At 63.7% G+C, this 14000-nt stretch carries 11 protein-coding genes and 1 pseudogene; 10 read left to right on the top strand and 2 right to left on the bottom strand.

The genetic code is table 11. From position 1 onward, the window contains the following. Positions 1–44: 44 nt before the first annotated feature. The 9 genes from ABMA59_RS30765 (at position 45) to ABMA59_RS30725 (ending at position 10915) form a co-directional block, all read left to right on the top strand. Positions 45–1622 (top strand): type II and III secretion system protein family protein, encoded by a 1578-nt coding sequence (locus tag ABMA59_RS30765; protein ID WP_349009246.1) that lies wholly within the window; start codon positions 45–47, stop codon positions 1620–1622. A 14-nt stretch (positions 1623–1636) separates the two neighbouring features. Continuing rightward, a complete protein-coding gene (locus ABMA59_RS30760) occupies positions 1637–2362 on the top strand; it encodes a CpaD family pilus assembly protein (protein ID WP_349009194.1) in 726 nt (241 codons plus the stop codon). A gap of 26 nt (positions 2363–2388) precedes the next feature. Next, a complete protein-coding gene (locus ABMA59_RS30755) occupies positions 2389–3675 on the top strand; it encodes a CpaE/TadZ family protein (RefSeq protein ID WP_349009193.1) in 1287 nt (428 codons plus the stop codon). Positions 3676–3705: 30 nt separating this feature from the next. Then, positions 3706–5199 carry a TadA family conjugal transfer-associated ATPase gene (locus tag ABMA59_RS30750; RefSeq protein WP_349009192.1) on the top strand — a complete coding sequence of 498 codons (1494 nt, stop codon included), beginning with the start codon at positions 3706–3708 and terminating at the stop codon, positions 5197–5199. Positions 5200–5253: 54 nt separating this feature from the next. Next, entirely contained in the window at positions 5254–6267 is a 1014-nt protein-coding gene (locus ABMA59_RS30745) for a type II secretion system F family protein (protein ID WP_349009191.1), read from the top strand. 6 nt (positions 6268–6273) lie between these two features. Next, complete coding sequence (locus ABMA59_RS30740; RefSeq protein WP_349009190.1) at positions 6274–7290, top strand: type II secretion system F family protein; 1017 nt, start codon at positions 6274–6276, stop codon at positions 7288–7290. Positions 7291–7351: 61 nt separating this feature from the next. Further along, positions 7352–8539: a glycosyltransferase gene (locus ABMA59_RS30735; RefSeq protein ID WP_349009189.1), complete on the top strand. Its 1188-nt coding sequence runs from the start codon at positions 7352–7354 to the stop codon at positions 8537–8539. Positions 8540–8610: 71 nt separating this feature from the next. Then, complete coding sequence (locus tag ABMA59_RS30730) at positions 8611–9894, top strand: cytochrome P450 (protein ID WP_349009188.1); 1284 nt, start codon at positions 8611–8613, stop codon at positions 9892–9894. Between the two features lie 31 nt (positions 9895–9925). Then, positions 9926–10915, top strand: a complete 990-nt coding sequence (locus ABMA59_RS30725) for a class I SAM-dependent methyltransferase (protein WP_349009187.1) — start codon at positions 9926–9928, stop codon at positions 10913–10915. Positions 10916–10933: 18 nt separating this feature from the next. Here the strand turns inward: ABMA59_RS30725 and ABMA59_RS30720 are convergent. Further along, positions 10934–11301, bottom strand: a pseudogene (locus tag ABMA59_RS30720) (four helix bundle protein). A gap of 31 nt (positions 11302–11332) precedes the next feature. Next, on the bottom strand, positions 11333–12178 hold the full coding sequence (locus ABMA59_RS30715; protein ID WP_349009186.1) for a tetratricopeptide repeat protein: 846 nt from the start codon (positions 12176–12178) through the stop codon (positions 11333–11335). Positions 12179–12274: 96 nt separating this feature from the next. On the opposite strand from ABMA59_RS30715, the gene ABMA59_RS30710 reads away from it, so the two are divergent. Further along, positions 12275–13645: a leucyl aminopeptidase family protein gene (locus ABMA59_RS30710; RefSeq protein ID WP_349009185.1), complete on the top strand. Its 1371-nt coding sequence runs from the start codon at positions 12275–12277 to the stop codon at positions 13643–13645. Positions 13646–14000 lie beyond the last annotated feature (355 nt).

Below are 14000 nucleotides of genomic sequence, written 5' to 3'. Positions count from 1 at the left end.
CGAAGACGGAGCCGAGGGCGAAAGCGGCAGGGCGTGGTGTTCCCATGATGGTGCTTCGGAGGGCCACCTCGGTCGCGGCGGCCTGCGCCGTCCTGATGGCCGGTACGGGCCTGCCGGGAGCCGGCATTGCCACCGCCGGTTCGAACCTCGTTGCGGTGGGACCGACCCAGCGCGACAGCCAGCGCATCAATCTCGGGCTGAACAAGTCGATCGTCATCGACCTGCCGACCGACGCCTATGACATCCTCGTCGCCAATCCCGCCGTTGCCGATGCCGTGACCCGCACCGCCCGCCGGATCTACCTGTTCGGCAAGGCCGTGGGCGAGACCAATATCTTCGTGTTCGGACCAAATGGCGAGCAGATCGCCAGCCTGGATCTGCAGATCGAGCGCGACGTCACCGGTCTCGAGGAATACATCAAGCGTTTCATCCCCACCTCCGATGTCACGGTCGAACTGCTGAACGACAATGTGGTTCTGACGGGCACCGTCGAGACGCCGCTCGATTCCAAACGCGCCGCCGATCTCGCAAACATCTTCGTCAGCGGCGGTGAAGCGACGACCGGACAGTATTCGCAGACCGCTTCCGGCGGCTCCAGCGACAGCGGCGTCGCCATCGACAATCCGGACGCGACCCGCCGCGTCAGCCAGATCGTTAACCTGCTGCAGATCATCGGCGAGGACCAGGTCACGCTCAAGGTGACCGTCGCCGAGGTCAGCCGCACCGTGTTCAAGCAGTTGGGCGTAAACCTCATAGCCGGCGGCGATTCCAACGGCATAAGCTGGGGCGCCATCGCCGAGAATTCCTTCGGCCTGGGCAAGCCGCTGTCGGCGACGGGCGCGGCGTTCGGAACCTCGGTGATCGACGGTTATGTCAATGCCATGGAACAGGCCGGCATCATGAAGACGCTTGCCGAGCCGACACTGACGGCCGTGTCCGGCGAAAAGGCGACATTCAAGGTCGGCGGCGAATTCAATCTGGTCACCGGGCGCAGCAGCGCTGTCTCGGACGACAACCAGACCGGCCAGACCACCTACACGGTCGAGAAGCTGGAATACGGCATCGGGCTGGAATTCATTCCGGTCGTGCTTTCCCCCGGCCGCATCAGCCTCAAGGTGAGAACCTCGGTTTCGGAGCCGACCACCGAAGGTTCGGTGATATTTGAAGCGGGCCCCGCCCGCAAAAGCCCGGGCCTGCTCGGTGGCATTTTCGAGCCACGAACCAACCTGGAAGGCACCAACATGCTGTCGATCCGCAAGCGTCTGGCCGACACCACCGTCGAATTGCCTTCCGGCGGCTCGATGATGATTGCCGGCCTGGTCCGCGACGACGTGCGCCAGGCGATCCAGGGCGTGCCGGGCCTCTCCAAGATCCCGGTGCTTGGCACGCTGTTCCGCAGCCGCGACTTCGTGCGCAACGAGTCGGAACTGGTGGTCATCATCACGCCCTATCTGAGCAAGCCGGTGGCGCGCACCGCGCTTTCAAAGCCGGACGACAATTTCAACCCCGCCAGCGACGGCGCGGGCATGTTCCTCGGCCGTGTCAATCGCGTCTACGGAACCATGAAGACCAACAAACCCAACGGTCAGTACCACGGCATGGTCGGGTTCATCTACAAATGATCGGGAAACGGGCCATGATCGAGAAGACCGACAAGACAAGACCGGGCTCAATACGTCCCGGCGCCCTGAGAAGCCCGATGCTGGCGCTGACCGCCGCGGTTGCGGTCGCCTTGCTGGCCGGCTGCGCGGCAAGGACGGACAGCGTGACGGTCGGCGCCGTGCCGGACGACTACCGGACAAATCATCCGATCGTCATCGCCGAGCAGGAGCAGGTCATCGACCTGCCGGTCGCCGCCAGCGAACGCGGCATGACCAAGATGCAGCGCACCGCGCTTGGCGGGTTCCTCAGCGACTACGACCGCAACGCCGCGCCCGTGCTCAACATTTTGGTGCCGGTCGGCTCCTACAACCAGGCCGCCGCCGCGCAGGCGGGCGCCGACTTCGCGCATTTCGCCAAGAAGCACGGCGTTCCCGCCAGCCGCATCGCGCTCTCCTCCTATCAGGCAACATCCGCGGACGTGTCCGCGCCGGTCCGGGTAACCTACAGCGCGATCAAGGCGCAGACCAACAAATGCGGGCGCTGGCCGGAAGATATCGCCGAGACCAGCCAGAACAAGCACTATGAGAATTTCGGTTGCTCCTATCAGAACAACCTCGCCGCCCAGCTCGAGAACCCCGCCGACCTGCTCGGCCCGCGCAAGCAGTCCGAGATCGATGCCGAGCGCCGCAGCAACGTCATCGACGCCTACCGCAACGCGCCGGTCTGGGTCGATAGCGCCGTACGCGAAGTCGACTATTAAGGATTGGACCGCAAGAGGGCATCCATATGAGCAACCTCGCCTACGATTCCGTCCTCGACGCGGGTCATTCCACGGATCGCGACACTTCCGCCATGTACGCGCTGCGCCCGGTGCCGCGCATCTCGATCCAGGCATTCTGCGAGACGGACGGCATCGCGGTGCCGATCGAGCGCGCCGGCGAGGACCGGCGCATGGCCAAGGCGCACCTGAAGATCCACATGGGCGGCATCGCCACCGCATTGGAGTTCTACCAGAACGCGCCGACGCCCAACCTGATCATCGTGGAATCGCGCAGCGAGCCGCGTCAGTTGCTGGAAAGCCTTGGTGAACTCGCCGAACTCTGCGATCCCAGCACGAAGGTTGTCGTCATCGGCCACTACAACGACGTCGCGCTCTACCGCGACCTGATCAAGGCTGGTGTCTCGGAATACATGGTCGCGCCAGTTTCCCTGGCCGACATCGTCGCCGTCATCACCCACATCTTCGTCGATCCCGAAGCCGATCCGATCGGCCGCTCGATCGCTTTCATCGGCGCCAAGGGCGGCGTCGGCTCCTCGACCATCGCCCATAATGTCGCGTGGGCCATGTCGAACCTGTTCAGTTCCGAAGTCGTCGTGGCCGATCTCGATCTGGCTTTCGGGACCGCCAACATCAATTTCGACCAGGATCCCGCACAGGGAATGGCCGAGGCGGTTTTTTCGCCGGAACGCATCGACGAGGTCTATCTCGACCGCCTGCTCGCGCAGTGCGCCGAGCGGCTGTCGCTTCTCGCGGCGCCCTCGACGCTGGACAGGGTCTATGATTTCGACGCCGACGCCTTCTCTCAGATCATCGAGACGGCGCAACGCAGCGCGCCGCTCCTGGTGTTGGATCTGCCGCATGTCTGGACGGGATGGAGCAAGCAGACGCTTCTGCAGGCCGACGAGATCGTCATCACCGCGACGCCGGAACTCGCCAATCTGCGCAATACCAAGAACCTCGTGGACATGCTGAAGAGGACGCGGCCGAACGATGCGCCGCCGAAGCTGATCATCAACCAGGCCGGCGTGCCCAAGCGCACCGAGATATCGGTCTCCGACTTCTCCGATCCGCTCGGCATCACCCCGGTCGGTGTCATCCCCTTCGACCCGCAGCTTTTCGGCAATGCCGCCAACAATGGCCGCATGCTGGGCGAAATGGACGCTAAGCACCCGACTGTCCAGGCGATCGGCGAGATTGCGCATGTGCTGACCGGCCGTGCCGAAATCAAGGCGAAGGCGAGGCCGGGCATCTCCAGCCTCCTCGGAAAACTCAAGCTGAGGAAGAAAAAGTAATCCTTCCGACGCGCAAAACGGCAGAAGAGCATGTTTGGTAGACGAGGCACTGACGACGGGGGCCGGGGCAAGCCGGAATTCCGCTCTCCCGCGCCGATGGGTGCGCCTCCGCCGGCTGGCGATACGGCGACGTTGCCGCCCCGTCAGGCGGAAGCGAGACCCGCCGTCCCGGCTTCTCCTCCTGGCCGGCGGATCGAAACTCCGCCTCCCGCGGCGCCGCGCAAGGTTCAGCGGGAGAAAAGCGAGACCTACTACGACACCAAGTCCCAGGTTTTCTCCGCGCTGATCGACACGATCGACCTGTCGCAGCTCGCGAAGCTCGATCCCGAAAGCGCGCGCGAGGAAATCCGCGACATCGTCAACGACATCATCGCGATCAAGAATTTCGTGATGTCGATCGCCGAGCAGGAGGAACTGCTCGAGGACATCTGCAACGACGTGCTCGGCTTCGGGCCGCTCGAGCCGCTGCTCGCCCGCGACGACATCGCGGATATCATGGTCAACGGCGCCAAGCAGGTCTATATCGAAGTCAACGGCAAGGTCGAGCAGACCGGCATACGATTCCGCGACAACCAGCAGCTTCTCAACATCTGCCAGCGCATCGTCAGCCAGGTCGGCCGGCGCGTCGACGAATCCTCGCCCATCTGCGACGCGCGCCTGCCAGACGGCTCGCGCGTCAACGTCATCGCGCCGCCGCTGTCGATCGACGGCACGACCCTCACCATCCGCAAGTTCAAGAAGGACAAGCTTAAGCTCGACCAACTGGTCAAGTTCGGCGCGATCTCGCCGCATGGCGCGGAGATCCTTAAAATCATCAGCCGCGTCCGCTGCAACATCGTGATCTCGGGTGGCACGGGCTCCGGCAAGACGACCCTGCTCAACTGCCTGACCAACTATATCGATCGCGACGAGCGGGTCATCACCTGCGAGGACTCAGCGGAATTGCAGCTCCAGCAGCCGCATGTGGTGCGCCTCGAAACCCGTCCGCCCAATCTCGAGGGCGAGGGCGAGATCACCATGCGCGACCTGGTCAAGAACTGCCTGCGCATGCGGCCGGAGCGGATCATCGTCGGCGAGGTGCGCGGACCGGAAGTCTTCGACCTTTTGCAGGCGATGAACACCGGTCACGACGGCTCGATGGGAACCATCCACTCCAACAGCCCGCGCGAATGCCTGAACCGCATGGAAGCGATGATCGCCATGGGCGGATATGCGCTGCCGCAGAAGACGGTCCGCGACATCATCGTCGGCTCGATCGATGTCATCATCCAGGCCGCGCGCCTGCGCGACGGCTCGCGCCGCATCACCCACATCACCGAGGTGATCGGGATGGAGGGCGACGTCATCATCACCCAGGATCTGGTGCTCTACAACATCAAGGGCGAGGACTCCTCGGGCAAGCTGGTCGGCGAACATGTCTCCACGGGCATCGGCCGCCCGCATTTCTGGGACCGCGCCCGTTATTTCGGCGAGGAGCAGCGATTGGCCGCGGCCCTCGAGGCAATGGAAAAGCGGGCTGACTAAGGATTGATCGGGCTCCGTAAGCCCGAATATCGATAGCAGCCGGAAAGGGCCGTCATGTTCGGCGTCGATACGACGATACTGGCTTTCATCGTGCTCGCCGGGCTGAGTGCCGGCGCCGTAGCCTATGCGTTCCTGTTCAACCGCATAGCATCGGAAAAGACGGTCGACAGGAGGCTGGACACGGTAAAGCGGGCCGAAACCGACCGGGCGATGGTCAAGGCGTCGCGCGACCGGCAGGTGGAAGTCGCCAAGCGCCGCAAATCGCTTCAGGATTCGCTGAGGGATCTCGACGCCAAGCAGAGAACGCTCGACCACAATGTCAAGAAGCCGCCGCTGCGCATCCAGCTCAAGCAGGCAGGCCTGACCCTGTCGGTCGAACGGTTCTATCTGTACTCCGCTCTCTGTGGCCTGGTGCTCACGGCGGGTGCCTTTCTGGCGGGTGCGCCGTTGCTGATCCTTCCCGGCGTTCTGGTTGCAGGCGGGCTCGGCCTGCCCCGCTGGTTCGTTTCCTTTGCCAGGGCTCGCCGCGTAAAGGCGTTCCTCAACGAATTCCCCAATGCGCTCGATGTCATGGTGCGCGCCGTCAAGTCCGGCCTGCCGCTGAACGACGGCATCCGCCTGATCGCCAGCGATGCGCCGGAGCCGGTCAAGAGCGAGTTCCGCCGCATCGTCGAATCCCAACAGATCGGCATGTCCATTCCGGACGCAGCGATGCGCATGCCCGAGAGCATGCCCTGCCCGGAAGCCGGCTTCTTCGGGATCGTCATTCAGATCCAGAGCCAGGCCGGTGGCAACCTCTCGGAAGCGCTGGGCAATCTTTCCCGCGTGCTGCGCGACCGCAAGAAGATGAAGGCCAAGGTCCAGGCATTGTCGATGGAAGCCAAAGCGTCCGCCGCCATCATCGGCGCCCTGCCGTTCATCGTGGCGACGCTCGTCTATCTGTCCAGCCCGAACTACATCATGCCACTGTTCATGACCACCACCGGCAACATCATTCTTGGCGTCTCCGGCCTGTGGATGTCGATCGGCATCTTCGTGATGCGCCAGATGATCAATTTCGAGGTCTAGGCCGCTATGACCGCTCAAGTCGCCAAGACCCTTACAGATCCATCGTTCCTGATGGCGCTTCTGGTGGGGATTGCCGTATTCGCCACCTTCTTCACCATATTGCCCGCCTTAAGCGGCAACCCTCTCAAGGCGCGTATGAAGAGCGTCGCGCTGGAGCGCGACGAGTTGCGTGCCAAGCAGCGCGCCCGCCTCGCCGCCGAGGCCGACAGGCGCCGCAAGGGCCTGCGCGAGGAGCAGTCCGAGGGCATGCGCAACATCGTCGACAAGCTGGACCTGCGGCGTGCTCTTGTGGACGAGAATACGCTCAACAAGTTGAAAGTGGCGGGTTTCAGGGGCCAGAACCCGCTGACAAAATTCCTGTTCTTCCGCCTCGTCCTGCCCTTCGTCTTCCTCGCGGTCGCGCTCGTATACCTGTTCCTGCTGGGCGGCCTGCCGGAGCAGCCGACCTTCATCAAGTTGTTCGTCGCGGTGGTGGTGGGCTACGCCGGCTTTTATGCCCCGGTCCTCTACGTCAGCAACCGCGCCACCAAACGCAAGCAGTCCATCCAGAGCGCCTGGCCGGATACGCTGGACCTGATGCTGATCTGCGTGGAATCCGGCATGTCGGTCGAAGCGGCGATGCGCCGCGTCGCCGACGAGGTCGGAGCACAGTCGGTCGAACTCGCCGAGGAACTGATTCTGACCAATGCCGAGCTTTCCTATCTCCAGGAGCGGCGCCAGGCATTCGAGAATTTCGCCAGCCGTACCGGCCTCGAGACGGTCAGGTCGGTCACCCAGGCGCTGATCCAGGCGGAACGCTACGGCACGCCGGTCGCTCATGCCTTGCGCGTGCTTGCCAGCGAAAGCCGTGACATCCGTATGAACGAGGCGGAGAAGAAGGCCGCCGCCTTGCCGCCGAAACTGACCGTGCCGATGATTCTTTTTTTCCTTCCCGTGCTCTTCGCGATCATCCTCGGGCCGGCCGGCATCCAGGTCAGCCAGCGCGGGGTGTTCGGCGACAGACAGTCTTCCTCAAGCGAATAAGGCGGCGCGAATTCTGATCCGTTCCCTTCCGTTCGGGCCGCTCATCGCTTAGACGGGGCGCATGTCCATCCCGTGGATTCACGTCTTGGTCTTCGTCGGGTTCGCGATCAACGCCATCTCGGTGGCGAGCGTCGTGATGCGGCTGACACGTTTGCAGAAACCGCGCTCGGCGCGTCAAGCGGCCGCCACTGTCATCCTGCCGGTCACCGGAGCGTCCCCAGGTCTCGAAGCGCTGATCGCCACGCTCAACGCCCAGACGCTGCAACCGCGCCGGCTGATCATTTCGGTCGAGTCAGAGGTGGACCCGGCCTATCGCCGGGCCGCCGCCGTGGCGCCGCTGGCGCATTTCCCGGTGGAGATAGTGGTCGCCGGAGAAGCATTCCATCAGGCCCAGAAATGCCGCAACCAGCAGGCCGCGCTGGCGCGCATCGACGCCATGGACGACGCGATCGTCCTGATGGACAACGACATTTTGCCGCAATCCTGGTGGCTGAGCGCGCTGGTTTCCCCGCTGATCGATGACCATTCCGACCTCGTCACCGGCCATCGCTGGCAACGTGTGGCGCGGCATAGGCTTGGTGCCCATCTGGTGACCGCCATAGACCGGGCGCTGACGCTGATGCCACGGCCCGGTTCCGCTTCGACCAGCGTGGTGTGGGGCGGCAGCGTCGGCATATCGCGCGCTGCCGCGATGAGCATGGATCTGGCCGGCAGTCTTGAACATACCTTGTCCGACGATCTTTCGCTGGCCGAGCATGCGATGGCGGCGAACCTGCGCACGCTGACACGCGGGGCGTTGCTCATCGCTTCGCCCACCGCGCTGGACCTGGCCTCGGCCTGGCGCTTTGCCGTGCGCCAATACAGGATCGGCCACATCTATCGGCCTTGGCTGTGGCGGCTGGCCGTAGTCAGCGTCGGCCTGCGGCTCGTCATTTGGGCGACCGTTCTGTACCAGATGGTGTTCCTGGGCGCCTTCGTCTGGGCGGGCGCGGGCTTGGCGGCGCTGGCTGTCCTGAAGCAATATCTGGTTGGCGAGGTCGCGCGCCGCATCGATATGCCGGATCCGTTCGCGGTGAGAATTGTGCAATTGCTGCTTGGGCTGCTTCAGCCTTTTGTCGACCTGTTCCATCTGGCGGTTCTCGTTGCCGCGGCATCGACGCGGCGTGTCGCCTGGGGGCATGTCGTCTATGACATCGCCGGCCCCTATTCCATCGAGGTCAAGGAGCGCCTGCCATTCTCCGCTTCCTGAAACTCCCGTTCTGGACGTTGGGCCGGCTTCCCTACGCCAGCAGGCTGGTTGGCCGTCTCTTTCCGGACCCGATGCGTTTCGTCGCCGGAAAGCCGCTTGAGCGCTGGCTGATGGTCTTCGACCTGCAATACAGCAAGCTGGCATTGGCCAATGATCCGAAGATCGCCGAGACGGTCATGCTGGACCGCAAGGGCCAGTATCCGAAGAGCGTCGTCGTGCACGATCTTCTCAGGCCGCTGATCGGCGGCGGAGTTTTCGGCCAGCCGGGCGGCGCATCCGTCAAGGAGACAAGGCGCATCTTCTCGCGGTCGCTGGCGACCATGCCGGACGCGCATGTCGCCGGAATCGCGGAAGCGCTCACCACCGAGTATATCGACCGCTGGCTGTCGGCCCCGGACCACAAGGTGCCGATCGCTGAGGAGTTGTCGCGGCTTACTGTCGACGTGGTGTCGCAATGCACCCTCGGCAACCGCTTCGACGCCGCCGAATCGGTGCGTTTTTCCCGGCTGTTTTTCGCTTTTCACCAGAAGGCGGCGCCGCTCGTGCTGATGCTGGCGAAACGCGACCCGCAGGCCCGGGCACGAATCGTCCGGGAAATGGGCATCGAGCGGATCGGCGCGGAGATGCGCACGCTGATGTACGAGCGCTTTGTGAAGCCACTTGTGACCGGCAGGCAGGCGATGGAAAGCGCACCCTTCGCGCAGGCGCTGGCCGAGGCGGGCCGGTTTACGCCTGGCGAGACGGATGGAGAGGCCCTGCTCGACGAGATCGCTGTCATGCTGCTTGCCGGTCATGAGACAACGGCGTCGACGCTGGCGTGGCTGAGTTTCGAGCTTGCCAACCGCATTCCGATGCAGGATGCGGCGGCACGGGCGGTCAGCGAGGCTCCCGACGGCAAGGGCATATGGCGGGAAAGCCCGCCGGAGGCCGTTGCCGATTCCCTGGCGAAGGAGGCGCTGAGGCTCTATCCGCCGATCGGTTTCTTCCTGCGCGAGACTGAGCAGGATGTCACCTTTCGCGAAAAGCAGATACCGGCAGGCAGCTTCTTCGTGATTTCGCCATGGACCTTGCACCGGCATCGCAGCCTCTGGCCGCGTCCGGACGATTTTCTGCCGCAGCGCTGGCTGGAGGGCACGGCGGCGCCGGCGCGCACCAGCTACATGCCGTTCGGCATGGGCGCGCGCGGCTGCCCCGGCGCCCGATTCGCCAATGTCGAGATGGCGGTCATCTTGCGTGGACTTCTCAGCCGCACTCGGCTATCGCTGCCGCCTGGGCCCCGACCCCGACCGCTCGGCAATCTCACGTCCAGGCCAGATCGGGAAATCATCTTGAGCGTTAGGGAACGTCGGGCCTGACGCGGCATGGCGAACCCTGGAAGGCGAATGAATGGCGCAAATCGAGCTGAGCCAAGCTGTCGCCCAGGACGGCAAGCCGCTGCCGCCTTGCCCGATCACCGGCAAGCCGGCGCTGCGGCGCATTCACGGCGTTTCGGCGCGCACCATCGAGGAAATCTGGCGCATAGGGCAGGGCGTCGACGTTACGCCGCTGTTCAAGGGGGTGGACCGGGTGACGCTCTACGAATCCCCGACCGGGCTGGTGTTCTTCGAGCCCCGCATCGTCGGCGACGGCGATTTCTACGAGACCTACTACAAGAAATGGGACGTGCATGCGGGGCTGAACAACGTCACGCATTCACGCGTCGACTATAAGCGCTCCGCCGGCTTCATCCCGGCCGGTGCCAAGGTGGTCGATGTCGGCTGCGGCCCGGGCGTCTTCCGCCATCACCTGCCGCATGCCCACTACACCGGCCTCGACCCCTATGCCGGGCCGGATGTGGACGACGTGGTGATCCGCGAGACGCTGGAGGAGCATGCCGAGAAGCGGCCGGAATTCTACGACGTGGCGAGCGCTTTCCACGTCATCGAGCACGTGCCCGACCCGCGCCGCCATGCAGAACTGATGGCCCGGCTGATCAAGCCGGGTGGTATGCTGATTCTTGCCGCGCCGCTGCATCCGTCGCCGCTGACCGAAATCCCCAATTTTCCGATCAATCTCCCGCCGCATCACGTCACGTGGTGGAATCCGGGGGCGTTCAGGGGTTTGGCCGGCGAACTGGGGCTTGAGGTGGTCGAGGCGACGACGCTCGATCCTTCGCCGCATCAGGGCGTCATCTACTGGCTGCATCGGCTCCTGCCGGTGCGGACCGACAAGGCTCCGAACGAGCGCTACGTCGCCCATCGCTGGAGCTGGCACGCCAGCATCATAATCGCCTACGCGCTTGCAAAGGTCATGAGCAAGGTGAAGGTGCTGCCGGCCAATGCCCGTCCGGTGGATGCGTATCTGGTGGCGAGGAAGCCGAGGGCAGTAGGGCAGTAGGGCAGTAGGGCAGTAGGATTAGTCGTTCGAGAGCCTTCTGATGAGAAGCCGCAGCAATTTTCCGACGCTTTCGCTGCGCGTCAGCAAAGGATCGATTCCATCGCGCGATGCGATGCCTACACGTTGTGCGATCAACAGATGCGTCTCCAGTTCTTTTAATGATCCCTGGGCGATCCTGAGGAATTGCTGATAGGAGCCTACGTTTTCCCTGCCGTATCCTTCGGCAATGTTGGCCGGGACGGAGGCGGCCGCCCTGCGAACCTGGCTGGTCAATCCGTAGAGCTCGTCCCTCGGCCAGCTTCTTTTCGTTCGTATACCGCCACAGCCAAATCCATCGCCTGCTGCCAGACGACGAGGTCCCTGTACGAATCGATCTTCTCGGGCATCCTTTTCCTACTGCCCTACTGCCCTACTGCCCTACTGCCCTACTGCCTTCTTCTTATCCTCCGCCTTCAACTGCTTCCATGCGTTCTGCTGGGAAAGCATGCCGCGGAGATAAGCGACGTTGGCCTGCGCCTGTTCGGGCGAGAGTTCCTGGCTTGCGATCTGCTCGGCTTCGTCGAAGCGGCCCTGCAGTCCGACCACGAGCGCCAGGTTCTGGCGCACGCGGCTGTCGGCGCCGGGCTGCTGGACGGCACTGCGCAGATAGGTCTCCGCGGTCTTCAGGTCGCCGTCCAGAATGTAAGACATGCCGAGATTGGAAAGAACCGAGGGCTCGTTCGGCTTGATGTCGAGCGCCTTGCGGTAGAGTTCGCGCGCCTGCGCCTTCTCGCCGATCTGGTCGTGGATCGCGCCTTCCGCCGAAAGCAGCTTCCAGTCGGGATATTCCGGGGTCTGGGCGCGTCTTATGGCGTCCAGGGCGGGCTCGAACTGCCCTATGCCGGCCAGCGCCTTGCCGTAGGCGGCAAGCACCGTGCGATCCTGGGGAAGGTCGATCACCAGTTTGCGCATCACCGCCAGCGCCTGTTCCTGATGGCCCTGCATCTGCAGGACGTTGGCGTAGCGCAACGCCACATCCTTGTTCTTGGTGTTTTTTGTATAGGCCTTGCCGAGTGACGCCGCCGCGCCGGGAAGCTCACTTGCCGAGAGCTGGTCGACCGGCTTGCCGGCACTTCGGGAGACTGAGCCGGTCGTCTCACGCGATACGCCGCCGGCGCAGCCCGCCACACCCGCCACCAGCGCCAGAACGATCGCGACACCTGCGAGGCGCTTCCAATTTGATCCCGAGCGAATGCCTTTTGCCATCGGAACTGCGGTCTTCATTGATGCGATGGCCCCCCGAGGCCCCCTTGTCTTCTCTGCGAGAAATATTCTGTTAACCCTAACGATCCGTAAACGCCTCAACTTTGGAACCCCAGCATGCCCGTCGAACTGCTCGCAAGCCGTCCCCGCAACTCCCGCCCGGTCCGTCTGGTCACCACCACAGGATTTGCGGAAATGGCGCTCCCTGGCGAAGCCCGTGCCTGGGCGGAAGCCAACGGGTTTTCGGGAGAAGCGGGCCGTCTGCTGCTGGTGCCGAATCCCGAGGGCGGCATTGCCGAGGCGATGTTCGGCCTGGGCAGCGGGCAGGAGGGCGCGCTTGCCGCGGGCTCCCTTGCCAAGGCGTTGCCGGAAGGCGATTGGCATTTTGCCGAAGAGCCGGAGAATGCGGCCCTTGCCTCCCTTGGGGTGGCGCTCGGCGGCTACTCCTTCACCCGGTACGGCAAGAAGCCCGGCAAGGCTATCCGTTTCGTCTTGCCGAAGGGTGCCGACGCCGCTTCCATCGCGCGCACCGCCGAGGGCGTTTTCCTGGCGCGCGACCTGATCAACACGCCGACCAACGATTTGGGACCGGCTGAACTGGAAGAAGCAGCCCGCAAGCTGGCAAAGACCTACAAGGCTCGTGTCACGGTGACGGCGGGCGATGCACTTCTCCAAGCAAATTTCCCGATGATCCACGCGGTCGGCCGGGCTTCGGCGGAAGCGCCTCGGCTGATCGACTTTTCCTGGGGCCGCAAGGCCGCGCCGAAGGTGACGCTGGTCGGCAAGGGCGTCTGCTTCGACACCGGCGGGCTCGACATCAAGCCGGCAAGCGGCATGCTGTTGATGAAGAAGGACATGGGCGGCGCGGCCAATGTGCTCGGCCTCGCCTCTATGATCATGGCGGCCGATATCGACGTCCGGCTGCGTGTGCTGATTCCGGCGGTCGAGAACGCGATTTCGGGAAACGCCTTTCGGCCGGGCGACGTGCTGCAAAGCCGCAAGGGGCTGACCGTCGAGATCGGCAACACCGACGCCGAGGGCAGGCTGATCCTTGCCGATGCCCTGGCGCTCGCCGACGAAGAGGCGCCCGACCTTCTGATCGACATGGCGACGCTGACCGGCGCGGCGCGCGTGGCGCTGGGTCCTGATCTGCCGCCGTTCTATACGGGAGACGACGTGTTGGCTGAGGAGATCGCCAAGGCATCGGTAGAGGTCGAGGATCCGCTATGGCGCATGCCGCTTTGGAAACCCTATGAGGCCAAACTGTCCTCCAAGATCGCCGACATCAACAATGTCACCACCGACGGTTTCGCCGGTTCGATCACTGCAGCCCTGTTCCTCCAGCGTTTCGTCGAGAAGGCGAAAAGCTGGGTGCATTTCGACATCTTCGGCTGGAACCCGTCGGATCGTCCGCATGGCCCGGCCGGTGGCGAGGCGCAGGCAATCCGGGCACTGGACCGGGTGATCGCCAGGCGTTTCGGGAAGTAGCAAACGCCGGGGACAGTTTTACCCGGTCCACTCGGAAACCCGAAAACCATTCGCGCGTGGCCGATGCTCGAAGGTAGCCGCAGGGGACAGTTTATACCCAGTCCACTCGGAAACCCGAAAACGGCCTGGGAGATATGCGGCCGAACAGGCACAAGTGCCGGGGACAGTTTTACCCGGTCCACTCGGAAACCCGAAAACCGTTCGCGCGTGGCCGATGCTCGAAGGGTAGCCGCAGGGGACAGTTTACTTTCTTTCGGCAGAAAGGCCGCAGCAGTCCAGAAGTCGCGCGGGCCGAAAAAAGTAAACTGTCCCCGGCACTTGTGCCTGTTCGGCCGCATATCTCCTAGGCCGTTTT

The organism is Mesorhizobium yinganensis, from assembly GCF_040081985.1.
GTDB classification, from domain to species: Bacteria; Pseudomonadota; Alphaproteobacteria; order Rhizobiales; family Rhizobiaceae; genus Kumtagia; species Kumtagia yinganensis.
Note: the sequence above shows the minus strand (reverse complement) of the source record. Positions and strands in the feature narration are given on the sequence as shown.